The organism is Bradyrhizobium sp., assembly GCF_027307225.1.
Taxonomy (GTDB): domain Bacteria; phylum Pseudomonadota; class Alphaproteobacteria; order Rhizobiales; family Xanthobacteraceae; genus Bradyrhizobium.
Map to the genome: position 1 here is coordinate 1 of NZ_DAHUXJ010000138.1, position 22,529 is coordinate 22,529.

Annotated in this window: 26 protein-coding genes and 2 pseudogenes; 21 read left to right on the plus strand and 7 right to left on the minus strand. The window is 62.0% G+C overall.

Translation table 11 applies throughout. The features are described from left to right. Positions 1–266 precede the first annotated feature (266 nt). The 9 genes from M6D32_RS22715 (at position 267) to M6D32_RS22755 (ending at position 7,692) form a co-directional block, all read left to right on the plus strand. Complete coding sequence (locus M6D32_RS22715; RefSeq protein WP_298260476.1) at positions 267–1,115, plus strand: ABC transporter ATP-binding protein; 849 nt, start codon at positions 267–269, stop codon at positions 1,113–1,115. 177 nt (positions 1,116–1,292) lie between these two features. Then, the gene (locus M6D32_RS22720) at positions 1,293–1,856 is read left to right on the plus strand and encodes a YbhB/YbcL family Raf kinase inhibitor-like protein (protein ID WP_298260478.1); all 564 of its coding nucleotides are present in this window, start codon (positions 1,293–1,295) and stop codon (positions 1,854–1,856) included. A gap of 76 nt (positions 1,857–1,932) precedes the next feature. Continuing rightward, positions 1,933–2,724, plus strand: coding sequence for an ABC transporter permease (locus tag M6D32_RS22725; protein ID WP_298260480.1), 792 nt, complete (start codon positions 1,933–1,935; stop codon positions 2,722–2,724). Between the two features lie 228 nt (positions 2,725–2,952). Next, positions 2,953–3,948 carry an ABC transporter substrate-binding protein gene (locus tag M6D32_RS22730; RefSeq protein WP_298260529.1) on the plus strand — a complete coding sequence of 332 codons (996 nt, stop codon included), beginning with the start codon at positions 2,953–2,955 and terminating at the stop codon, positions 3,946–3,948. A gap of 220 nt (positions 3,949–4,168) precedes the next feature. Further along, entirely contained in the window at positions 4,169–4,870 is a 702-nt protein-coding gene (locus M6D32_RS22735; protein WP_298260482.1) for an NUDIX hydrolase, read from the plus strand. 4 nt (positions 4,871–4,874) lie between these two features. Continuing rightward, the gene (locus tag M6D32_RS22740; protein ID WP_298260484.1) at positions 4,875–5,897 is read left to right on the plus strand and encodes a polyphosphate kinase 2 family protein; all 1,023 of its coding nucleotides are present in this window, start codon (positions 4,875–4,877) and stop codon (positions 5,895–5,897) included. Positions 5,898–6,115: 218 nt separating this feature from the next. Continuing rightward, a complete protein-coding gene (locus M6D32_RS22745; RefSeq protein ID WP_298260486.1) occupies positions 6,116–6,364 on the plus strand; it encodes a hypothetical protein in 249 nt (82 codons plus the stop codon). A 220-nt stretch (positions 6,365–6,584) separates the two neighbouring features. Beyond that, positions 6,585–6,779 carry a hypothetical protein gene (locus M6D32_RS22750; RefSeq protein WP_298260488.1) on the plus strand — a complete coding sequence of 65 codons (195 nt, stop codon included), beginning with the start codon at positions 6,585–6,587 and terminating at the stop codon, positions 6,777–6,779. 325 nt (positions 6,780–7,104) lie between these two features. Next, positions 7,105–7,692, plus strand: a complete 588-nt coding sequence (locus tag M6D32_RS22755) for a phasin family protein (protein ID WP_298260490.1) — start codon at positions 7,105–7,107, stop codon at positions 7,690–7,692. A 96-nt stretch (positions 7,693–7,788) separates the two neighbouring features. On the opposite strand, the gene M6D32_RS22760 is transcribed toward M6D32_RS22755, so the two are convergent. Continuing rightward, positions 7,789–8,010 carry a hypothetical protein gene (locus tag M6D32_RS22760; RefSeq protein WP_298260492.1) on the minus strand — a complete coding sequence of 74 codons (222 nt, stop codon included), beginning with the start codon at positions 8,008–8,010 and terminating at the stop codon, positions 7,789–7,791. Between the two features lie 313 nt (positions 8,011–8,323). On the opposite strand from M6D32_RS22760, the gene M6D32_RS22765 reads away from it, so the two are divergent. From M6D32_RS22765 to M6D32_RS22795, 7 genes are all read left to right on the plus strand, one after another. After that, on the plus strand, positions 8,324–8,704 hold the full coding sequence (locus tag M6D32_RS22765; RefSeq protein WP_298260494.1) for a hypothetical protein: 381 nt from the start codon (positions 8,324–8,326) through the stop codon (positions 8,702–8,704). 10 nt (positions 8,705–8,714) lie between these two features. After that, a complete protein-coding gene (locus M6D32_RS22770; RefSeq protein ID WP_298260497.1) occupies positions 8,715–9,083 on the plus strand; it encodes a hypothetical protein in 369 nt (122 codons plus the stop codon). 78 nt (positions 9,084–9,161) lie between these two features. Further along, a complete protein-coding gene (locus M6D32_RS22775; protein ID WP_298260499.1) occupies positions 9,162–9,608 on the plus strand; it encodes a hypothetical protein in 447 nt (148 codons plus the stop codon). After that, the gene (locus M6D32_RS22780) at positions 9,608–10,294 is read left to right on the plus strand and encodes an OmpA family protein (protein WP_298260501.1); all 687 of its coding nucleotides are present in this window, start codon (positions 9,608–9,610) and stop codon (positions 10,292–10,294) included. Before M6D32_RS22775 ends, M6D32_RS22780 begins: the two co-directional genes overlap by 1 nt. A gap of 189 nt (positions 10,295–10,483) precedes the next feature. Then, positions 10,484–10,612: a hypothetical protein gene (locus M6D32_RS22785; protein WP_298260503.1), complete on the plus strand. Its 129-nt coding sequence runs from the start codon at positions 10,484–10,486 to the stop codon at positions 10,610–10,612. 113 nt (positions 10,613–10,725) lie between these two features. Beyond that, positions 10,726–12,285, plus strand: coding sequence for a 2-isopropylmalate synthase (locus M6D32_RS22790; RefSeq protein ID WP_298260505.1), 1,560 nt, complete (start codon positions 10,726–10,728; stop codon positions 12,283–12,285). Positions 12,286–13,258: 973 nt separating this feature from the next. Next, complete coding sequence (locus tag M6D32_RS22795) at positions 13,259–13,399, plus strand: hypothetical protein (protein ID WP_298260507.1); 141 nt, start codon at positions 13,259–13,261, stop codon at positions 13,397–13,399. A 456-nt stretch (positions 13,400–13,855) separates the two neighbouring features. Here the strand turns inward: M6D32_RS22795 and M6D32_RS22800 are convergent, their stop codons facing one another. The 5 genes and pseudogenes from M6D32_RS22800 to M6D32_RS22825 form a co-directional block, all read right to left on the minus strand. Beyond that, positions 13,856–14,332, minus strand: a complete 477-nt coding sequence (locus M6D32_RS22800; protein WP_298260509.1) for an SRPBCC family protein — start codon at positions 14,330–14,332, stop codon at positions 13,856–13,858. Positions 14,333–14,368: 36 nt separating this feature from the next. After that, complete coding sequence (locus M6D32_RS22805) at positions 14,369–14,707, minus strand: helix-turn-helix domain-containing protein (RefSeq protein WP_298260511.1); 339 nt, start codon at positions 14,705–14,707, stop codon at positions 14,369–14,371. An 874-nt stretch (positions 14,708–15,581) separates the two neighbouring features. Then, positions 15,582–15,773, minus strand: a pseudogene (locus tag M6D32_RS22815) (SOS response-associated peptidase); the annotation flags it as partial. After that, positions 15,773–16,006 carry a hypothetical protein gene (locus M6D32_RS22820; RefSeq protein WP_298260515.1) on the minus strand — a complete coding sequence of 78 codons (234 nt, stop codon included), beginning with the start codon at positions 16,004–16,006 and terminating at the stop codon, positions 15,773–15,775. The pseudogene M6D32_RS22815 and the gene M6D32_RS22820, both read right to left, overlap by 1 nt. A 44-nt stretch (positions 16,007–16,050) precedes the next feature. After that, positions 16,051–16,184: pseudogene (locus M6D32_RS22825) on the minus strand (SOS response-associated peptidase); the annotation flags it as partial. Between the two features lie 83 nt (positions 16,185–16,267). Here M6D32_RS22825 and M6D32_RS22830 point away from each other — a divergent pair. Further along, entirely contained in the window at positions 16,268–16,549 is a 282-nt protein-coding gene (locus tag M6D32_RS22830; protein WP_298260517.1) for a hypothetical protein, read from the plus strand. A 169-nt stretch (positions 16,550–16,718) separates the two neighbouring features. Here M6D32_RS22830 and M6D32_RS22835 read toward each other — a convergent pair whose 3' ends face one another. Beyond that, positions 16,719–17,156, minus strand: a complete 438-nt coding sequence (locus M6D32_RS22835) for a hypothetical protein (RefSeq protein WP_298260519.1) — start codon at positions 17,154–17,156, stop codon at positions 16,719–16,721. A gap of 946 nt (positions 17,157–18,102) precedes the next feature. Between M6D32_RS22835 and M6D32_RS22840 the strand changes: the two genes are divergently transcribed. The 4 genes from M6D32_RS22840 to M6D32_RS22855 all read left to right on the plus strand — a co-directional run bounded on the left by M6D32_RS22840 (position 18,103) and on the right by M6D32_RS22855 (position 22,174). Beyond that, positions 18,103–19,107: a TRAP transporter substrate-binding protein gene (locus M6D32_RS22840; RefSeq protein ID WP_298260521.1), complete on the plus strand. Its 1,005-nt coding sequence runs from the start codon at positions 18,103–18,105 to the stop codon at positions 19,105–19,107. A 330-nt stretch (positions 19,108–19,437) separates the two neighbouring features. After that, positions 19,438–20,013 carry a TRAP transporter small permease gene (locus M6D32_RS22845; protein ID WP_298260523.1) on the plus strand — a complete coding sequence of 192 codons (576 nt, stop codon included), beginning with the start codon at positions 19,438–19,440 and terminating at the stop codon, positions 20,011–20,013. Next, on the plus strand, positions 20,013–21,296 hold the full coding sequence (locus M6D32_RS22850) for a TRAP transporter large permease subunit (RefSeq protein WP_298260525.1): 1,284 nt from the start codon (positions 20,013–20,015) through the stop codon (positions 21,294–21,296). The genes M6D32_RS22845 and M6D32_RS22850 overlap by 1 nt, the downstream gene beginning before the upstream one ends. A gap of 320 nt (positions 21,297–21,616) precedes the next feature. Beyond that, the gene (locus tag M6D32_RS22855; RefSeq protein ID WP_298260527.1) at positions 21,617–22,174 is read left to right on the plus strand and encodes a Spy/CpxP family protein refolding chaperone; all 558 of its coding nucleotides are present in this window, start codon (positions 21,617–21,619) and stop codon (positions 22,172–22,174) included. The last annotated feature ends 355 nt before the right edge of the window (positions 22,175–22,529 follow it).

Genomic DNA, 22,529 nt, shown 5'->3' on the forward strand with positions numbered 1-22,529 from the left:
AGTGCTCCGATTCCGAAGTTCGTATCATATTGCGGCTCCACGTTTACGAACTTCGGAATCAAAGGAGCACTAGCCAATTATATGATTCTAGTGCGGTTTAGAATTTGAAGTTCCTATGACGAGGTCACCGCGAAACTGATAGGAACTTCAAATTCACCGCACTAAGGGCAGGGAGAAGAGAATCCCGACCCTCGTTGAACTTATCCGTTGCATTGGCTAAGCCATCCTCCAAGCTTCGAGAGACATCGAGGGACAGACGGGTGGAAATGCCTGGGCCGGCAGAATTGACATCAACAGGCGCGGTGCCGACGGCCGTTGCGCTGCAGGACGCAACGGTCGCCTTTCGCCTCACGGGCGCGCGCGTCTACACGGCGGTCGAGAAGGCCAATTTGGCCGTCGCGCCGGGCGAGTTCGTCGCTATCGTCGGGCCGACCGGTTGCGGCAAATCGACCTTGCTGAACGTGGCCGCAGGGCTGCTGGCGCCGGCCGGAGGAAGCGTGCGGATTTTCGATGCGCCGCTTTCGGGCCTCAACCGGCAGGCCGGCTATCTCTTTCAGGCCGATGCACTGTTTCCATGGAAGACCGCGATCGACAACGTCGCGATTGCGCTCGAGGTCGAGGGCGTGCCGCGCCGCGAGGCGCTGGGGCGGGCGCAGGGCTTTCTCGCCCAGGTCGGCCTCGGCGCCTTTTCCCATCGCTACCCGCACATGCTGTCCGGCGGCCAGCGCAAGCGCGTCGGTCTCGCACAGGTGTTGATCCGCGACCCCAAGATCCTGCTGATGGACGAGCCGTTCGGCCCGCTCGATGCCCAGACACGCCAGATCATGGGCAATCTCCTGCTCGACCTCTGGAGCGCCGACCGCAAGGCGGTGCTGTTCGTCACCCACGATCTCGAGGAGGCGATCTCGCTTGCCGATCGCGTGGTGATCATGTCGGCCGGCCCCGGCGCGCGCATCATCGGCGACTGGCGCGTTACCCTCGGCCGCCCGCGCGACATCACCGAAGTGAAGCTCGACAAGGCCTTCCACGACCTGCATCGGGAAATCTGGGATGCGCTGAAGGACGAGGTGATGAAGGGCTACGCGCAATCGACGACGGCAACGACCGGCACCTGATTTCGTCGTCCCCGCGTTTCGCAGGGACGACGTGGCAGGCCTTTCACGCCCTTGTCACGATGGCCAGCCCCGTGGGCAAGCCAGCTTGATCCGATTGGAGCCGCCGCTACACTCCGCCCGCCAAAAACGACCCCTCGGGGCAAAGGCAAAACAAGGCAAACAAAAAGGGAAGATGTCATGTTTCTACGTGGATCAATTCTCGCCGGCGCCGTGGCGTTCGCGGCATTAAGCGTTACTCCCGCCAGCGCCGACGGCGTGTTCACGCTGTCCTCGCCGAGCTTCAAGGATGGCGAGCGGCTGGCGACGAAATTCGCCGGAAACGCCAAAGGCAATCCGAATTGCGTCGGCGAGAACATTTCGCCCGCGTTGAACTGGTCCAACCCGCCCGCAGGCACCAAGAGCTTCGCGCTTCTGATGTTCGATCCGGAGGGGCGTCCGCCCGGCGGCGTCAGCCACTGGGTCGCCTATGGCATTCCTGCCGACGTTACCGGCTTTGCCGAGGGCGAAGTATCCAAAGAGAGCAAGAAATATGTCGGCGGCGCCAGCCTGATGAAGCTGCCGCATTATTTCGGCCCCTGCACACCGCCCGGACCGATTCACCACTACACGCTGACGCTGATGGCGACCGATCTCGAGCCGACCGCGCTCGCCGCCGGCCTCACCCGCGACCAGGTGATCAAGGCGCTCGAGGGCCATGTGAAGCAGGCCACCGGGCTGATCGGCACGTTCTCCAAGCCGTGATGTTTGCTTCACCTTGCTCCGCCGTTCTTTTCCCTCCCCGCGCGTTCCGCGGGAGAGGGATCAAGAGACATCCAACATGTCCCGTGTGACGCTTCTTTCCCTGCAAGTTCTGGTCGCGATCGTATCGCTCGTGCTGTGGCAATTCTTCGCCACCGTTCCGATCATGGGCCACACGGTACTGCCGCCGTTCTTCTTCTCGAAGCCGACCGATGTCATCCGCCAGATCGTCGACTGGTTCGTCACCGGCGTGATCTGGAAGCATCTGGCCATCACGCTGTGGGAATCGATTCTCGCCTTTGCGATCGGGTCGTTCCTCGGCGTCGCCATTGGCTTCTGGTTTGCGCGCAAGCCGCTGGTCGCCGCCGTGTTCGACCCCTACGTCAAGATGGCCAATGCGCTGCCGCGCGTGGTGCTGGCGCCGATCTTCGCGCTGTGGCTCGGCCTTGGCATCTGGTCGAAGGTCGCGCTCGGCGTCACGCTCGTGTTCTTCATCGTGTTCTTCAACGTCTATCAGGGCATCAAGGAAGTCTCGACCACCGTGCGCGACAACGCGCGCATGATCGGCATGAACGAGGCGCAACTGATGCGCCATGTCTACTGGCCCTCGGCGCTGTCGTGGATGTTCTCCTCGCTGCACACCTCGGTCGGCTTTGCCGTCGTCGGCGCGGTGGTCGGCGAATATCTGGGGTCGGCCGCCGGCCTCGGCTACCTGATCCAGCAGGCCGAAGGCGTGTTCGATGTCGCCGGCGTGTTTGCCGGCATGTTCGTGCTGTCGGCCTTCGTCATCCTGATCGACGTCTTCGTCAGCCTGGTCGAGCGGCGCCTCCTCGTCTGGCGCCCCACCAACACCGCCGAGGTGAGGGGGTGACGGCCACTTGATGGCCGTCATTCCGGGACGCGAATGAAATGAGCGAACCCGGAATCTCGAGATTCCGGGTCTGGTGCTTACGCACCATCCCGGAATGACCGTCAACCTTTCGTCGCCTTCTCACGGGCCAATCCCTGTTCTATCGTGCGCGCAATTTGAAGGATTTTGCCGGAGAAAATCATGAAACTCGTATTTGAAAAACTGGCCGCAACGCTGTTCGCGCTCGCCATGATTTCCGCGCCCAGCCTTGTTCCAGCGCAAGCCTGGGCGCAGACCAAGGTCACGATCGCGGTCGGCGGCGGCGCCTGCCTCTGTTATCTGCCGACGGTATTGGCAAAACAGCTCGGCGAATACGAGAAAGCGGGCCTTGCCGTCGAACTCGTCGACCTCAAGGGCGGGTCGGATGCGCTGAAGGCCGTGCTGGGCGGCAGCGCCGACGTCGTCTCGGGCTATTTCGACCATTGCGTCAATCTCGCCGCCAGGCACCAGGAGCTGGTGGCGTTCGTGGTCTATGACCGCTATCCCGGCGAGGCCGTGGTGGTGTCGCCGAAGCACACCGGCGAAATCAAGTCGATCAAGGATCTCGCGGGCAAGAAGGTCGGCGTCAGCGCGCCGGGCTCCTCGACCGACTTCTTCCTCAAATATCTGCTGAAGAAAAACGGCGTCGATCCCACCAGCGTCGCGGTGATCGGCGTCGGCCTCGGCGGCACCGCGGTAGCTGCCATGGAGCAGGGCCAGATCGATGCGGCCGTGATGCTCGATCCCTCCATCACCGTGCTGCAGGGCAGTCACCCGGACCTGCGGATTCTTTCCGATACGCGCACAGGCAAGGACACGCTCGCGGTGTTCGGCGGCGAATATCCGGGCGGCGCGCTCTATTCGACCGCGGCGTGGATCAAAGGTCACGACAAGGAAACCCAGGCCCTGACAAGCGCGATCCTCAACACGCTCGACTGGATTCACTCGCACTCGGCCGAGGAGATCATGGCGAAGATGCCGCCGGAAATGGTCGGCAAGAACAAGGAGCTTTATCTCGCCGCGCTGAAGAGCACGATCCCGATGTATTCGCCGACCGGCAAGATGGACCCCAAGGGCGCGGATGCTGTGCTTGCTGTATTCAGCACCAGTTCGCCGGATGTGGCAAAAGCCAATATCGACGTGACCAAGACCTACACCGACAAATTCGTCGATCGCGCCAGGAAGACGACGGGCGGTGCGAAATAGGCATGTCGAAGTCGGCTTGGCGAGTCTCGCTGCCTGATCCCTCTCCCGCGGAACGCGCGGGGAGGGTGGCCGTCGCGAAGCGACGGTCGGGTGGGGGCGCTTGTCTCGTCAGGCAAAGGTCGATATTCGAAACCGCAATTGAAAACCCCCACCCCGGCTCGCTGCCGCTCGCCGACCTCGAGAGCGAGCTTGCTCGCCTCGGACCCCGCAAGGGGGAGGGATGAAGACCACGCCCGAGATTCATCGCATCTCCACGCTTGACCTGAAGGTGCGGCGCTTTGACTGGACCTTCGCGCGCGAGCGGCGCGGCGAGGTCGACGCGCACTTTGCCGAGAAGCAGCGCGAAAAACCGGCACTGTGGAACGGCCGCATCCTGCTCGGGCGCAACACGGTCCGTGAGCGCGAGCATCTCTCCGGCGAGTATTTCGAAACCGACTTTGCGAGCTTTCTGGCGTGGCGCGACTGGGGTTTTCCCGACCGCGGCATCTTCAACGGCTTCGGCATGGGCGCGCTGCAATCTTCCGACGGCGCGTTTCTGCTCGGCGAAATGGCCGGCCACACCTCCAATGCCGGGCGCATCTATTTTCCCGCCGGCACGCCCGATCCCGACGACGTCAAGGACGGCGCGCTCGATCTCGCCGGCAGCATCGTTCGCGAGATCGCCGAGGAGACCGGCCTTGATGCCGCCGACTACACCATGGACGCGCACTGGACCTGCGTGCTCACGGGGCCGTTGGTGGCGCTGATCCGGATTCTGCGCGTCGATAGCACCGCCGAGGCGCTGCGGGCGCGGATTGAAGCCAATCTTGCTCGCCAGACGAAGCCGGAATTGCGCGCCGTGCATCTGGTGCGCGGCCGCGCCGACCTCAGGCCCGCAATGCCGGTTTTCGTCACCGCGTTTCTTAGAGATCGGCTACGGTAGAGCCATGAGCAAACCCGAGCGCAAGAATCCCGAGCGCAAGAAGCCCAAGTCATCCGTCATCGAACGCCTGAAGCCGTTTGTCGACCCGTTCCGTTTCGACGGTGAGGGCGAATTTCACTTGAGGTCGTACAAGACCGGCGAGAAGGGCGGCCTCGACAAGGCCGACGGCGAGAAGATCCTCGAGGCCAACCGCAAGCGGCTCAGCGATCTCCAGGAACGGCTTTACGCGCAGGATCGCTGGTCGCTGCTCGTGATCTTCCAGGGCATGGATGCTGCCGGCAAGGACAGCGCGATCAAGAGCATCTTCGACGGCGTCAATCCGCAGGGCTGCGAGGTCACGTCGTTCAAGCAACCGACCATCCACGAGCTCAATCACGATTTCATGTGGCGCGCGATGATTGCGCTGCCCGAGCGCGGCCGCATCGGCATCTTCAACCGCTCGTACTATGAGGATTGCCTGGTCACGCGCGTGCATCCCGAACTGCTCGAGAAGGCGAAGATTCCGCGCAGGCTCGTTACGTCAGGCATCTGGTACGAACGCTTTGCCGACATCGCGGCGTTCGAGCGCTACCTCTCACGCAACGGCACCGTGATCCTGAAGTTCTTCCTCAACGTCTCGAAGAAGGAACAGCGCGAACGCTTTCTCGACCGGCTCGATCAGCCTTCGAAGAACTGGAAGTTCTCGATGGATGACGTGACGGAGCGGGCGTTCTGGCCGCGCTACATGGCGGCCTATCAGGATGTCATCCGCCACACGTCAGCGCGCGGTGCGCCCTGGTACGTGGTGCCGTCCGACCACAAATGGTTTGCCCGCATGGTGATCGGCTCGGCCATTGTCAGCGCGCTGGAAGGACTCAACCTGCGCTTTCCCAGCGTCGACAAGGCTTCGCTCGCGGAATTCGCCGTGGTTCGCAAGGCGCTCGAGAACGAGGGCAAAGGTGGCGCGCGAAGGCCGGCCGCGGCGGCGAAAAGCGCCGCCAGGAACGCCGCAAGGAAAACTGCCAAAAAAGCTGCCAGGCGAACGTGAGAAGGCGCCCGAAGGCGCTCACCGCATGTGCAAGATCGCCCACAAGCGCGACACCCAGATCGAAGTCGTTTTCGAATAGCTTGCGACTGGAGCGCGCCTCCGCTTCCCGCACAGGCCTCCCCCATCTGAAAGTCCGTGGCGAGCGCGCTTTTCCCTTGCCGGGAACGATCGTCTGGGTTCAAATCCGGGAACTTGCAATCATTTCTCAGGGAGACAACATGCTTAGAAAAATCATGCTGGCGGGTCTCGTGGTCGCATTTGCCGGTGGCGCGGCCTATGCGCAGGATAGCTGCGATGCCAAGGCGATGGGCAAGGACGGCAAGCCGCTCGCCGGCGCGGCCAAGACCTCGTTCATGAAGAAGTGTATGGCCGACAGCTGCGAAGCCAAGGCAATGAGCTCCGACGGCAAGAAGCTCGCCGGCGCGGCCAAGACCTCGTTCATGAAGAAGTGCGAAGCGGGCGGTTAGGCGACCCTCCGAAATCCTTGATCGGAAAGCCGCCTCATCGAGGCGGCTTTCATTTTTGACGCTATGAAAATCCGATGACGCCGGATGCGCCGAACTTCGGAATCAGGACACGGGAGCCGCAGTTTGGCCTTGTTCGACCAAGGAAGTGCCCCATTAAGCTCAAAAACCCGTCGCTCTCTGACGGTATCCAGCGCTGGGACCCATCATGTGAGTGAGTAAAATGGTACGTCAAGATCCCTCATCGATTTCGGAAGGCGAACTGGTGACCACTGAAGGCGCGGAAGGCGCCCCGCACGCCGAAATGCTTCGCGAGCAACTGAAGAGCTCGGAGCGGCTCACCGAATATTACAATCAGGTCGTTGCCGAACTGCGTGCCTCGCTGGAACGGATCGAGCAGGGCGATCAGGCTTCCTGACACGAACCCGGCACTCATTGTCAAGTCGTCATGCCCGGCCATCAGCGCGAAGCGCGTCTTCGCAGCAGATGTGCCGGGCATCCACGTTTCTGGAGCCTCGAAGAAAGACGTGGATGGCCGGAACATAGGCAAGCGGAAGCGCAGCCGTCCTTTACAGGGTCAAGTCCGGCCATGGAGGAGCTAATTGGGTCTGCATTGTGCGGAACAGTCCGGTCACATCAACGCCGCGCAACGAACAAGCGACAACCGCGTTTCAAACGCAATCACGGCGAAGTCCTCCCGTTTTGTGGCGCGCGCTACAACTGCATGTGATTGGAGTGTGATCATGCCGACGACCCAAGAAGAAAAGCCCGTCAAGCCGCGTTCGCGCAGCCGCAAGGCGGATCGAAAGGCCGCGAAAGCCGAAGCAAAGGTGCAAGCCGCGCCCGCGCAGGTGAGCGTTGCGGCCGAGCCGGTCAGCGCCATGATGGCGGCGGCGATTGAGGCCGCCGCAGCCGAAGTTCCGCAGGCGGAGAGTGCGCCGGCCGAGACGGCGCAGGCCGACGTAGCGCTGAACGAAGTCACGCCGGACGATGCCGTGCCGGTCGCTGCGATGATCGAAAAAGCTCCCGATGCGGCCTTGAGCGGCGAAGTGCTTCCGCCGGAAGTGCGTAAAGTGGCGCAGCAGACCACGAGTCTTTCGGCGATCGCGCTTGCCCATGGCGACTACACGCGAAAGTCCTGGCTGGCGGGGCGTTTTCTCGTCGAGCGGCTGATGGCGGTGCGTTCGTTCGAAGAGGCGATCGAGGTCCATGGCGAATTCGCCAAGCAGGCCTGTGAGAATTTCATCGCGCATTCGCAGCGGATCTGCGCTCTTTACGGCGAATGGGCCCAGCAATTCCTCACGCCTTACGAAAAACTCGCAGAGGGCTGAGAGAGGGCGGCCTGTGCCTGCCGCATTGGCGCGAGGTGAAAAGAACCTCGCCGGTAGACCATTCAATGAAAGATTATTTTGTCGGGCGCCCCGTGCCTAATCGGGGACGCGTCCCGCATGGTGCAACCAGGCGTGGATGATCTGCCATTTGTCGCGCCGGCCAGGGCGGAAATCCAGAAGCGGGGAGCTTCTGTCCTGAAGTTCGCAGAAGAATTTCAGCGTATCGCGGGCAGTCGGCGCCGTGGGGTCGATTGGCTGGGCCTGGAGCCAACGATCCCATTCCTGAAGCACCTGGGATTTCCACTGATCCTGTCGCATCGCCGTCGCGTCCTCGTCTCAAGACGTGAAGGACCCCTTTTTGACAAAAGGGTCCCGGTGGATCGCGCTGGTCTTTGGGAGTGGGTTTTGGCCAGATCGCTGTTAAGCGATCCGGAAGGCCTTCGACGCCGCCGTGCCGATGCGTGCCTTCAAACCCACTATGCTCAGGAGGGCTTAAACGTTTCTAAATGCGCCTGCATGGAAGTCAAGCGAATGCGAAAGTGTGGGCCAATTTCATCCCGGCGGTCCCCGTCATTGTGCGGCTGGAGCTTTGAATCTATCGTGGGTAGCGCGAGAGAAGCGGATCCAGGACATGCCGAAAAGCCTTCCGAACAGCCTTCTGATATCCTTTGGCTTGACGCCGCGACGCCTGAATGTCGGTTTGGTGACGGCAGCAATCATGTTTGCGAACATCGCGTCGGCATCGGCCGCATACAAGGCTCAGCCCGCGGCTGTACCCGGCGCGCCGCTGGCATTTGGCATGAGCGAGCAACAAGCCTCGGTCGCGCTCGGTGTGCCCTTGAGCCATGTTCGCGGCCGTCCCGGCAACGAACTCCTGCTGGCTTTGCCGAACGTCAAGGGCAGCGCGCTCACGATCCGAAGCGACGGGCTCTATCTGCAATTCCGAAGGGGAAGGCTGACAGGCTGGAAGGGCGATTGGGGGACGGCCCGGCCGCCGTTCGTGGGCTGGTGAGGTGAGGGCGATGAGCTTGAAAACGGCAATTCTGTTGGCGGCCTTTGCGGCTACGATCGCGAGCAGCCCGGCCCAGGCCCAGGTGATCTATGGCGCGGGGCACGAGCGCTACGGCAACGGCAATACGGCGAGCTTCTTCTTCTACGACAACCGAGACGACCAGCGCGATTTCCCGACCAACGGCGTCTTCCCGGGCAATTTCGCCAGCGAGCCGTTTTCCGCCGGCGTCGGCGCCGCCGGATGGCTCGGCAGCAACCCGCAGCACCAGGTAATGCCCTATCCGTCCCAGACCTATTCGGTGCAGGTCCGTGGCTATGTCACTTGCCCGCATACGCGCGCGTCGAGCGGGCGGCGTTATGTCCGCTGCGTGACGCCGTAGGCGAAAGCCGGCCTTAAACACAACCCGCGCCCTATTGCGGCCTTGACGGTCCAGAGGGGCATCAGGTCAGATGACGCCATGCTTCGGGCTGTCTTCCTTGCGCTACCGGCCGCTGTAATCGCGGCATCGTTTGCCATGTCACCCATGGTGTCACCCGCCATGGCCGCCGAAACCGTGAGCTTCGAGAACTCGGCGGCGCTGCTTGCCGAAAGCTGCGGCAAGGACATCGGCGACAACTGCCTTGGCGTCAGTCTCGACGCGCCGCGCTTGCGCGAATGCCTGTCGCGCAACGCGGACAGCATCTCCGCGCAATGCCGCACCGACTACATCAAGTCGTTCGACGCGATTCAAAAGCGCATCGCCGCGCGCGGCGCCGTCGGCAAGGCGTGCCTGCGCGACAAGCAGAAGCTCTGTGCGGACGCGCAAGGCAAGCCGGGCGACACCATCGCTTGCCTGCTGAAGGCGCCGACCAGGGGCTTGACCTGGGGCTGCAACCAGGCGCTCGGCCAGGCGGGGTACCGCTGATGGGGTTTCCCGGCTTCGCGCGGCTTTTCTGCCTGATCGGCCTTGGCGGCTGGATGACGGTCTTCGCCGTTCCGGTGGCGTGGTCGCAGGAGGGACCGACAGCGGAAGCGATCGTCAGCGCGCTCTCCGGCCTTGAAGCGCCCGCCGATCTCGACGTGCCCGCGCTGCGCCAGCAGGCCGCCGAGCGTATCAAGAAGAAGACGGATAACGTGGCGCTCAAGCGTCCGCCGCTGTCGCGCGAGCTCAGGAAGCTGCCGCATATCGATATCGATATTCAGTTCAATCCGGATTCGCCGGTGATCCGTCCCGAATCCTATCGCACGGTCGGCCGTCTCGCCGATGCGCTGAGCAGTCCGGCGCTGCTGTCGTCGATCTTGCTGATCGTGGGACGCACCGAGGCCAACGGCAAGCGCGACAGCAACCTGGCGCTGAGCCAGCGCCGCGCCGAAGCGATCCGCGACGCGCTGGTGACGACGTTTCGGATCTCCTCCAAGCGCCTCGTCGCGCTCGGCCTCGGCGAGGAGCAATTGATCGACCGCGATCACCCGAAGGCGGCCGTCAATTCGCAGTCTTCGATCGCGACGCTGGGCGAGGTTGTGCCGGTCGCCGGCGGCGCAAGCGTCAAACCGCCGGAAGCAGGCCACGCCGCGAAATCGTCAACCTCGCGCTCCAAGGCCGGCAAATAAGACGATCGGGGAATGCCGGGCGCGGCCGGAGCGCGCATTCGCCACGTTGCCGCGATTAGGTCACGCTTGCTGACCATCTTTTGGCGTTGCGATTTCGCGCCGAACTCGTCTAGAAGGGGCGTTGAGAGGCGATCTTCGCAACCAAGCGTCAATGGTTTTGCCTGAAGGTCGCACTCAAAGGGTTTGGCAATGCTGATTCGCGGCAAAATGATCGAAATTCAGGGGCAGGCGGCCATTGCCGCGGCTCGGAATCCGATTTTGCCTGCGTCCCTGCCCACCCTGCTTCTCGGCGGGCTTCTGCTTCTTATCGGCCCCTGAGGGCCGTCTGGGCGGTTTGCGCCTGGGCACTCAGGGGTTCGCCAGATCGCCAAGTCGAGAAACCCTTTCAGCGCGCGATAGAGACAGCGCTTTCGACCCAAAGGAATAAGCAGATGACCCAAGCTCCGAAGTCCGAAAAGGACCGCGTCGTTATTTTCGACACCACTTTGCGCGACGGCGAACAGTGCCCCGGCGCCACCATGACGTTTGAGGAAAAGCTCGAGGTCGCCGAGATGCTCGACGACATGGGCGTCGACATCATCGAGGCCGGCTTCCCCATCACCTCCGAAGGCGATTTCCAGGCGGTGAGCGAAATCGGCCGCCGCTCCAAGAACGCCGTCATCGCCGGGTTGTCGCGCGCGCATCCTGACGACATCGACCGTTGCGCGGCTGCGGTGAAGTTTGCCAGGCGCGGCCGCGTCCACACCGTGATCGCGACCTCGCCCTTGCACATGCGCGTGAAACTGAACAAGACGCCGGAGCAGGTGCTCGAGACTTCGGTCGCCATGGTGATGCGGGCGCGCAACCAGATCGACGACGTCGAATGGTCGGCGGAAGACGGCACGCGCAGCGAAATGGATTACCTGTGCCGGATCGTCGAGGCCGTGATCAAGGCCGGCGCCACCACCGTCAACATTCCCGACACCGTGGGTTACACCGTGCCGGAGGAATATACCCACTTCATGCGCACGCTGATCGAGCGGGTGCCGAATTCCGACAAGGCCGTGTTCTCGGTTCACTGCCACAACGATCTCGGCATGGCGGTGGCCAATTCGCTGGCCGGTGTCGCCGGCGGCGCGCGCCAGGTCGAATGCACCATCAACGGCATCGGCGAACGTGCCGGTAACGCCGCGCTCGAAGAGATCGTGATGGCGATGCGGGTGCGCAACGACAAGTTTCCGTACTGGAACAAGATCGACACCACGCGGCTCACCGCTGCATCAAAGCTGGTGTCGGCGGCGACCTCGTTCCCGGTGCAGTACAACAAGGCGATCGTCGGCAGGAACGCGTTCGCGCATGAGAGCGGCATCCATCAGGACGGCGTGCTGAAGGATGCATCGACCTACGAAATCATGAAGCCGGAAATGGTCGGCCTGAAGCAGTCGTCATTGGTGCTCGGCAAGCATTCCGGCCGCCACGCCTTCATCCACAAGCTGGAGGAGATGGGCTACAAGCTGGGGGCCAACCAGATCGAGGATGCTTTCGTGCGGATGAAGGCGCTCGCCGACCGCAAGAAGGACATCTACGACGAGGACATCGAGGCGCTGCTCGACGAGGAGATCGCAGCTTCGCATGATCGCATCAAGCTGGCCTCGCTGACCGTGATCGCCGGCACGCACGGCCCGCAGCGCGCCACCATGAAACTCGACGTCGACGGCCAGATCAGGATCGAGGAAGCCGAAGGCAACGGTCCGGTGGACGCCGTGTTCAACTGCATCAAGCGCCTGGTGCCGCACGAGGCCAAGCTCGAACTCTATCAGGTTCATGCAGTGACCGAGGGCACCGACGCGCAGGCCGAAGTGTCGGTGCGGCTCGCGCATGAGGGCCGCTCGATGACCGCGCGCGCGGCCGATCCGGATACGCTGGTCGCCTCCGCCAAGGCCTATCTGGGCGCGCTCAACAAGATCGTCATGAAGCGCGCGCGCGATATCCCGGCGCAAGCGGCGGGGTGAGGGCTCTCCTTCTGATCCCCCCCTTGTGGGGAGGATATCGCATGTGACCGCGCTGGCCCTTTCTTCTCCCTCCCCCTTGCGGGGAGGGAAGGCCGAAGCAAAGCGAAGGCCAGGGTGGGGGTTTTCAAAAACAACTCTCGCGTCAGGAGATTTGCGAGAAAATGACCACCCCCACCCGACCGTTGCTTCGCAACGGCCACCCTCCCCGCACTCGCTTCGCTCGCGGGGGAGGGATGAAGGCGCTTCATATGCGATACCCCTCCCCACGCTTTCGCGGGGGAGGGATGCCGACGCCCGGCCTTCGACCCTTTCCCTGCGGGTGTTGGCGCCGCCTTCGATGCGTGTGTGAGGGGAGGCGCGACGATGGTGCTGTTCCCCGGACGCAGCGCAGCGCTTTAGCGATGCGCTGCTGATCCGGGGTCCATTTTTCGACGCAGATTAAGTCCCGGCTTCTCGCGAAGCACCATAGCACGTCGAAGACGCGCGTGAACGCGCTTTCGGCATGCCGCAACGCGTCCGGGACACGCAGAGGAGAACCACCCTCAATAAAACTGTCATTTGCACGAGTGCCAGCGGTTGTTTGATCCGCACATTCGCAAACGTGCAGGCTTCGAGGAGGATGCGAACGTTCAGTTGGATGGTCCCGGCACTGCATCACCGAAGTCCGGGACCATCCGTCGCTCGCTCCCCGGCGGACAGGGGGTGCCTTGGGGAGTAGCTTTCAGTTTGTGTGGGATGTTGTTGCTATTGCGCCTTTTTCATCCGCGCAAAGGAACTAGTCCGGATGCGCCGCCGGAGGTTGCACATCGCGTCGGCGGGTCCGGTTGCTATGTCTGCCGCCTGTAGAATCGTCTACAGTACGCCACGCGGCTAAATCGTTGTTGGTGAGGGGCGAGATGTGGCTGACTTTATCGTATTGAAACGACCCGGACCACCTTCAAGGGAAGTCCTGGTAAACCTCGACCAGATCTTGATGGTCGTACCCGGACAGAGCAGCGGAGCGGCAATCCTGTTCGGCAAGGATCACCTCGTCAATTTCGAAGAGGACCTGCCGACGGTGATCCGTCGAATCCAGACGGGTCCCTACGTTCGACTCGATCAAAACAAGGCTTGAGGCGCATCGTTCTCCCGGAGCGCCGGCGCGTTATCGCACCTCAACAAAAACGCTCATGGTCGACGTAGCCGTCCAGGGACTGGTTCATGGCAACGACGAACCTGGCCGTGCCGTCTTCCTCCTCGCAAGCGCCGCGCCACCGCGGCTCTGATGGCGTTGGCAATCAGGTGCAAGATACTTCAAAAAGAACCCGTCATTTGCGACGGGTACCAAGTTAAGGGAGGAACCGCCGTCCAAGGCGGTACCTCAACCTAGGGTGATTCGCGGCCAGGGTGTGTGTCGCAATTCACACAACGGATCGTCATTTGGCGGCCGTGCAGGCCGTGGGCGTCGCGGATGGGCGCACGCTACTGCCTGATCATTCCAGTCATCCGGACACCGCCATAGGGAAACGCAGCCGCCGCGTACTGCCGGGGAACCTGCGACGCCCCTTAGGGGGAGCGAATATCAAATCCACTACACTAGTGTGACGAGAAGCTCGTCCAGTTGCTCGAACGTCTCGCCCGTCCCACCGGTACTCCCGGAGGCGATGGCATCGTCGAGAGCTTCCTTCGAGAGATAGAGGTCGTGCATGACGACCAGCGTCTGGCACCCTTTTTCTTCAAAGGTCACCGTGGTGACGGCCCCACCTTCACGACCTTCGTCATTCGTCCAGACGAGGCGGGAATGCGGCGTCACTTCGATGTACCGGCCGAAGAACGCCATGGGCTGCTCCGAGGCAGGGTGGCCGAACACGAAACGGTAGGTTCCCCCCGTACGAACATCGGCGTCGCAGGACAGGAAGGACACGCCAAACGACTTCGGTGCCCACCACCGCTTGAGCAGCTCGGGCCTGGTCCAGGCCTCGAACACGATGCGCGGCGGGCCGTTGAAGATTCGCGTAACGACCAGCTCGCGCTCGGACTTCCGTTCCACCGTCGTGCGGTTCTTCATGGGGTGATCTCACTCTCTCTTCCTGCGTCCATCGACCTACTCGTTCCGTTTCAATTCCTCGACAACCTTGTCCAGCTCGTCGAAGCGTGCGTCCCAAAGCCGGCGGTACCTCTCGATCCATGCCGCCTCTTTCTCAAGTCCGCGCAGGCCGAGCTTGCAGGTCCGCACGCGCCCGACCTTCTTTGTAGTGACGAGCCCCGCCTGCTCCAGGACGCCGACGTGCTTCTTCATGCCCGTCAGCGTCATGTGGAATTTCGAGGCCAAGTCCGTGATCGAAGCGTCGGCGCGTCCAAGCTGCTCCAGAACGCCGCGTCGGGTGGCGTCCGAGAGCGCGGCGAATGAGGCATCGAGGCGGGCTCGCGTATACTGAACCATGTGGTTCAGTATATAACGCGCGGATCGGCGGCATGCAAGGGGAGGCCGAGCCACGGTCCGGACGACCTGTTAGCCGCTTGACGGCATTTCGCCCGCGCGACGTGATTTGGCCGCAGCGTTAATCCGCCGCAAGCCGCGTTTGCCCGTGGCCTTCCGGCAATCACGGGCAGGTTTCCGCGCGCGCTGCATCCGACGCGAGGGACGCTTCGCGATCGTCAGGGGTGTCGGCGCCGATGACGGCACCGCTCGAGCCGCGACTTCAGCAGCTCGCGGCGCAGCGAAAGCAAAGCGCTGTCACGCGCAAATCCAGATGATCACAAGGGTCATTGGCACGGCAGCGCCCAACGCACCACCGATCATCAAGGCGAACGCCGATAGCAGGTTTGCCTGCTCTTCATTCCCCGACATGCCGTTGCTCCATCGAGCCCAGCCCCGCCGGGAGCGTGGATATGTATGGTTAACAGTGGGTTAACGAAATCCAAAAAGGTCGTATTTGGCCCTGAAAAATACCGAACTTTGGCCCTGAAAATCACCGCAGGAATCAGGGGGATTATACGCGTAGGCGAGATTTGGGGATTCAGTGGGGTTCTCGAATATGTCTCTGCAATTTCATCAGGCCGTCGAAAACATGGACGTATGGAGCGCAAGCTGCTCCGACGTTTCGTTCGTCATTACATTCGCAAGTCCGTCCGGCCCCGGCTTTCACGGACGTCGCGGCTTCCTTGCATCATGGCGATCGCTTCATTCGCGAACAGGCGCGGTCAAGGTCATCGGTTCTCCGTTTAACACCTTCACGGACGCCGAAGGGGCCTGCAACACGATGCTCGACGTCCTGGAAAACGGGTAACTCTTCCAGCATCAGATTCGCCGGCATTCATGCGGCGGCGGGATCTTCCCTGTCCGCGCCGCGTCTGACAATCTTCAGCATGTCGTCGGGCAGGGGCCGTTGCAGCGCCTTCGCTTCGTCCCACGGCGCGCGCAGCCAGATGTCGCGCTCCTCGTCCGTCGTCAGGATCACCGGCATCGCCTTCTCATGGATCGGCTCGACCACCGCGTTCGGCAACGTCAAGGCAACATGCCCGGCTCGACGAGCTTCATTCGAGGATTGGATGCCAGCCAGTTCTTGATGCACTCTTCCCGAGTAGCCCCGGTCGCCGCCACGCAGCGAACCTTCCGGCCTGCGCGTTGAGCAGTTACAATCTGAGAAATCCAGGAACGATCATCAGTCATCGGGCCTTCGACTGAAAAGGTGCCAGCGTTGTCGTCCCTCAAAATCAGAAAGAATGGTTTTTGGGCCACCGGAGCCGGTCCTTGCGAAACTCACCACCGGGACTTTAGCAGGAAATCACCGGGGCAGGGTAGTCCGGAAAGACGCCCGGCATCGGCGCTAGTCTAGATTGCCGACGTAGCGGTTCACGACCCGAAAGCGGGCGACGATGGCGGCCTGGTTGGTGGTGATGCTATAGAGATTGCACATCGGCGAACCAGCAGGGGTTTGGGCAGCGGCTTCCGGACCCACACCGTAGACGCATTGGCCGCTGCGGAAAGAGAGATGACAGCATGCGGTCCATCTTGATTATCGCGATGTTGCTTGGCGGGGTCGCTCACGCGCAGGCCCTTGACCGTGGCAAGTGGATTGAGCAGACCGCAAGAGCGAGCAAGGCTTGCCAGGCCAAATTTCGGAAAAAATTCGGTGACGTGAAGGAGCACAATTATGCTGACTGCGTCACTGATCAAAATAACAAGGCCGTGGACACCTGTACCGGCAACAGCGAGTTTGCCAATTGTGTTTTGGAGCAATCGTTGAAGGTATTGGAAGTGTGCGACCTGTCGGGATGCTGAGGTCGAACGGGGCGAAGCACAGCCAGCCGCGGCGGGAGATTGCTGACCCAGCGGTTGACGACGCCCCAACACGACGACCGCGGCTTGGCTGGGCCCGGATTGCTCAAAGTCTTCGACTCCGGTGCTTCCTCCCAATGGAAGTTTAATGTCAGGGGTATGCTCGTCTCCTTCAGTCGCTTTGATCGTTTTGTGGTCGACGGCGCCGGGGTTGCCGAGACGACCCGCAGGCGGGGTCAGGCGTCATGGCAACCGTTACCATGTCGGGGTACTTGTTCATGGCCCCGGTCGCTGCGTCCACCCCAAGCCCGATCACGCCTCCGAAGATGATGTTTCCGGCCGCCATGGATTCGGTGTTTGAGGGGATCATGCTTGATCCCATGACGTAGCATGCTTTGGTGCAGGTGATTGGCAGCGCCGCCGATCCCTTGTCGAGCGTCACGTTGCCTGGCGTAGTAGACACGACCCGCGGACCGCTCGGCGTCTGGATGGTGCACTGGGCTCCTGGAACGCCCGGCGTATCGATGGCGATCGTTTGAGTTGTTCCTTTGGTGATCGTCGCGCAGCCCACCAAGGCTAGCGTTAGCGCTAGCACGGCCAGTCTTCTCATTGATTTCCCCCAAGTCCCGCTTCTATCCAAGCGCAACCTGTGGGCGCACGCAAGGCTGCTTTCGCATTTGTCCCGGATTAGACGCGAGAAACCCTTGACCGCATTTCCCGCGCGCGAGGTGATTTGCCCGTCGCGTTAATTTGCCGCAAGCCGCGTTGCTTGTGGCGTCGGGCAAATCACGGGCAGATTTCCGCGCGTCTTGCATCCGATAAAGAGGGGCGCTTCGCGGTCGTCACGGGTGTTGGGTGCGGGATGCGATGGACGCTTGGCGTGCGGCAAGACGAACGCAACGACCGGCGGACGGCAAAGTCGTGTGGTCCTGACGCCTCGACGCTGGCGTCAAGTTGGCGATGGTGCTTGACGCATCGTGGCCGGCGACGGTGACAAGAAGCCCGATCACCGGGGAGAGCACGAAGGAAACCGTAACACCATCGCGCAGGGAAGGCCGGACTACTTCCGGTGAACCTGTGGTGACTTGTCTGCGTGCTTTCTACTTTTGCACGCGGAGCTGCGGGTGCACTGAGGCGCCCGGCTTTCCCTGCGCCCTCCGATTTTCGAGGACGCGATGATGTCAACAACCCGGGCGAAACGCGCTGCGGGAAGGCGAGGGTGTGTGCAAACGAGACCTCGTGTCCCGGACGCGTTGCGGCATACCATCAGCGCGTTTACGCGCGTCTTCGACGCGCTATGGCCGCGACGCTGAGCCGGGACCCAGAGGCGTTGTTTCGAAGTGGGTCCCGGCTCAGCGGTGCTGCGCTACGCGCCGCGCCGCGTCCGGGACAGGAAAGTGATTTGCTGCATCGCAGCATCATATTCCGCGCCTCCCTGCTAACGGGCAATGGCCTTTCGCCCACCTTCTCACTAAAAGATGCGGCGAAGTGGGCAAAAAGCTTTGGGGGGCCGTGCGTTGCGTGCCTTCCCGGCGGTCAAGAAAACGGGAGGAAACATGCGAAACCTGATTTTGGCGGCGGCATCGGTCGCCGCATTGGTGCTGGGAGGACCGGCCGAGGCGCAATCGCCGATCGTGATCAAGTTCAGCCACGTCGTGGCCGCGGATACGCCGAAGGGCAAGGCCGCCGAAAAGTTCAAGGAACTCGCCGAGAAATACACCAACGGCAAGGTCAAGGTCGAAGTCTATCCGAACTCGACGCTCTACAAGGACAAGGAAGAACTCGAAGCCCTTCAATTGGGCGCCGTGCAGATGCTGGCGCCGTCGAACTCCAAGTTTGGCCCCATCGGCATCAAGGAGTTCGAGGTGTTCGACCTGCCCTACATCCTCCCGGACCTGAAGACGCTGCGCAAAGTCACCGACGGCCCGCTCGGCGCCCGCCTGCTCACGCTGCTCGACAAGAAGGGCATGACCGGTCTCGCCTACTGGGACAACGGTTTCAAGGAAATGTCGGCCAACAAGAAGCTGATTGCGCCTGCCGACTACAAGGGCCTGAAATTCCGCATCCAGTCGTCCAAGGTGCTGGAAGCGCAGTTCCGCACGCTCGGCGCAATTCCGCAGGTGATGGCATTCTCCGACGTCTACCAGGCGCTGCAGACCGGCGTGGTCGACGGCCAGGAGAACACCTGGTCGAACATGTACACCCAGAAAATGCATGAGGTGCAGAAATACGCCACCATCACCAATCACGGCTACATCGGCTATGTCGTGGTCGTGAACAAGAAATTCTGGGACGGCCTGCCGGGCGACATCCGCGAGGAATGCACCAAGGCGATGAAGGAAGCGACCGAATTCGGCAACAGCCAGTCGGCCAAGGAAAACGAAGAGGCGCTGGAAGAGATCAAGAAGTCCGGCAAGACCGAGATCATCACGCTCACGCCCGAACAGAACGAGGCGATGCGCCAGGCGCTGATGCCGGTCTACAAGGAGGTCGCCAATCGCGTCGGCCAGCCTTTGATCGACGAGTTCATGAAGGAGACGGGCCGCAGCGCGATGCATTGATTTGGTCGGCCGCGACGGGCCAAGTGCGCTCTCATCCCTCCCCCGCGTAAGCGTGGGGAGGGTGCATAGGCGACCTCCGGTCGCCGTGCTAAGCGAAGCAAGAACGCCGATGCTTCGCGTCGGCTATGTGCGAAGCAACGGTCGGGTGGGGGGCGTCAGGGGTTGAAACGCCGGCGATCAGAGTGATGTTTGTGGACCCCCACCCTGGCTCGCTACGCTCACCTTCCCTCCCCGCAAGGGAGAGGGATAAGAACGCGCAAGCGGGAGAGGTGGGACTAGACCGGAGCGTATGGCCGTATAAAACCATCCGGCCGTGACGGGGGGATAGTAATGTTTCTACGCATTCTCGACAGGCTCGAGGAGATCATCATCGCGAGCCTGATGGGCGCGGCGACGCTGATCACGTTCATCACGGTGGTTCATCGTTACCTCGTCGATGTGCCGATCCTCTATCCCTACCTGTTCTGGATCAATCTCACCTGGTCGCAGGAACTCTGCATCTACATGTTCATCTGGATGGCGAAGTTCGGCGCGGCCTATGGCGTGCGCACCGGCATCCATGTCGGCGTCGACGTGCTGATCAAGCGGCTCAAGGACGGCCCGCGCAAATGGGTGATCCTGTTCGGCCTGATGGGTGGCGTCGCGTTCACCGCCATCGTCGGCACCATGGGCGCGAAGTTCGTCATCGAGTTGATGTCCACCGACCAGGTCTCGCCCGACATGGAGATTCCGAGCTGGATCGTCTATGCCTGCATTCCGCTCGGCTCGTATTTGATGTGCTTCCGCTTCCTGCAGGTGGCCTGGAGCTTTTTCTGGACCGGTGAGCTGCCGCATCACGATGCCACCAATGTCGACGGCATCGAGGTCACGTCTCCCGACGCGCCGATTGCGATGGGAGAAGCTTAGTGAGCGCGGCTCTCATCTTCGGCCTGCTGTTTGCCCTGATGCTGACGGGCATGCCGATCTCGATTTCGCTCGGCCTCACCGTGCTGACGTTCCTGTTCACGATGACGGAAGTGCCGATCGAAAGCGTCGGCCTGAAGCTGTTTTCCGGCCTCGACAATTTCGGGATCATGGCGATCCCGTTCTTCATTCTCGCCGGCACGTTCTTGACCCGCGGCGGGGTGGCGCGGCGCATGATCGTGTTCACGACCTCGCTGGTCGGCCATCTGCCGGGCGGGCTGGGACTGGCAGGCGTTGCCGCCTGCGCGATGTTCGCTGCGATTTCCGGCTCGAGCGTCGCGACGGTGGTGGCGATCGGCTCGATCATGCTGCCGGCGATGGTCGAGCACGGCTATCCGAAGCGCTTTGGCGTCGGCGTGATCTCGACCTCGGGCGCGCTCGGCATCCTCGTGCCGCCCTCGATCATCCTCGTGCTGTACGGCGTTTCCACCAACACCTCGATCGGCGCGCTGTTCATCGCCGGCATCGTGCCCGGCATCCTGCTGGCGCTGATGCTCGCAGCGGTGACCTTCTTCATCGCCAAGCGCCGGGACTATCCGAAGATGCCGAAGGCGACGTTCCGCCAGCAGGTAAAGGCGTTCCGCGAAAGCGTCTGGGGGCTGGCGTTGATCGCGATCGTGCTGGGGGGCATCTACGGCGGCGTCTTCACGCCGACCGAAGCGGCCGCGGTCGCCGCGACCTACGCCTTCTTCATCACCGTGTTCGTCTACAAGGAATTGAAGCTTTCGGAAGTCGGCAAGGTGCTGCTGCAGGCGGCGAGCATGTCTTCGATGCTGCTCTACATCATCACCAATGCGGTGCTGTTCTCGTTCCTGATGACGCATGAGCAGATCCCGCAGGAAATGGCGGCGTGGATCATCGACAAGAATTTCGGCGTCTGGACCTTCCTGCTCGTCGTCAACGTCATCCTGCTCGCGGCCGGCAATGTCATGGACCCGTCATCGATCCTTTTGATCATGGCGCCGATCCTCTATCCGCTGGCGACCAAGATCGGCATCCACCCGGTGCATCTCGGCGTGCTGATGATCGTCAATACCGAGGTCGGGCTGTGCCACCCGCCGGTCGGCCTTAACCTTTATATCGCAAGCGGTATTGCCAAGATGGGTATCAGCGAGATTACAATCGCCGTGCTGCCCTGGCTGCTGGCGATGCTCGTCTTCCTCGGCCTGATCACCTATGTGCCCGAGATTTCGCTGTGGCTGCCGCGGCTGCTCGGCATGATTTGAGTGGCATGACATTGATCTGCATCAATTTGATCGTCACGACCAAGAGTGTTTCCAATCGTGAACGGAATTAAACTTTGGTAAGAGAGGGCTCTGTTGCCGAACTGTAAGTTGATTGCGAAGGCGCCTTTGCCCATGCTTGCATCCACGAGTGCTCCAATTCCAATGTTCGCATCCCTTCTCGGCTGACACTTCTGCGGATGCTGGAATTAAAGGGCCACCAGCAAATTCAATATTCTGGTGGAGTTGAGGATTTGACATTCGCCTGACGAACCCGCGGGCCAAGATGGGTAGTCAAATCCCCTCCACCGAGGGAGGTTGATATGAGGAAGTTTGCTATCGCCGGCATCGCCGCGCTCGCCATCGCCGGCACGACCGCGGTGTACGCCCAGCATCAGTGGTTCGGCGACCGTATCGAGATGTTCGCCGACCATATCGATTTGATGCGGCACGGAAGGCTGAGCGCGGAAGACCGGGCAGCGTTGGCGGACGCAAAGATCGCCGGTGTCCATGCCGGACTGAAGCTGACCGCGGAGCAGGAAAAGCTGTGGCCGCCGGTCGAGAGCGCGGTGCGCGATCTCGTCAAGATCAGGATCGATCGCGCCAAGGCGCGGGAAGCCGCAGCCGCCAGCGGCAACGATCAGGCAATGCCCGATCCGGTGACGCGCTGGCGCGATCGCGCCGAGCGAATGGCCGCAACCGCGACCGCGCTGAAGAAGGTCGCCGACGCCGCCGATCCGCTCTACAAGACGCTCGACGACGGCCAGAAGCGGCGGCTCGCCATGCTGATGCACCACCATCACGGCGAAGGCTGGCGCGAACGCTTCCAGCACAGGTTTGGCGGCGATCGCGATCGCGGGCCCGACTCCGAGCGGCTCTGACGCTCGTTCTCCATTCGTCGATCGGCATCATCATTGTGAAAGAAGGGCCGCCGGGTCATCCGGCGGCCTCTTGCGCAAGGCGCGGGGGCCTCGCCGGGCGCGCGCCTCGCTCCTCCCCGTAGATTGGGCCTCGCAAGTCCGCCCCGCCATTGCGGGGCCTGTCCGCCACCCCCATCTCTCCGTGGCCGGGGACGCCAAAATCCGGGGCAGTTTCCGCCATTTAGGCCGGGCATCAGGAGACGGAAAAAGCCCACAGGCTTGCTGGACATCGGAAGGTCGCTTTGCTAAACGACGCCCTCTTGCGATGGCCCATTTTCCGGACCCTGTTCCGGGCGCATAGCTCAGTTGGTAGAGC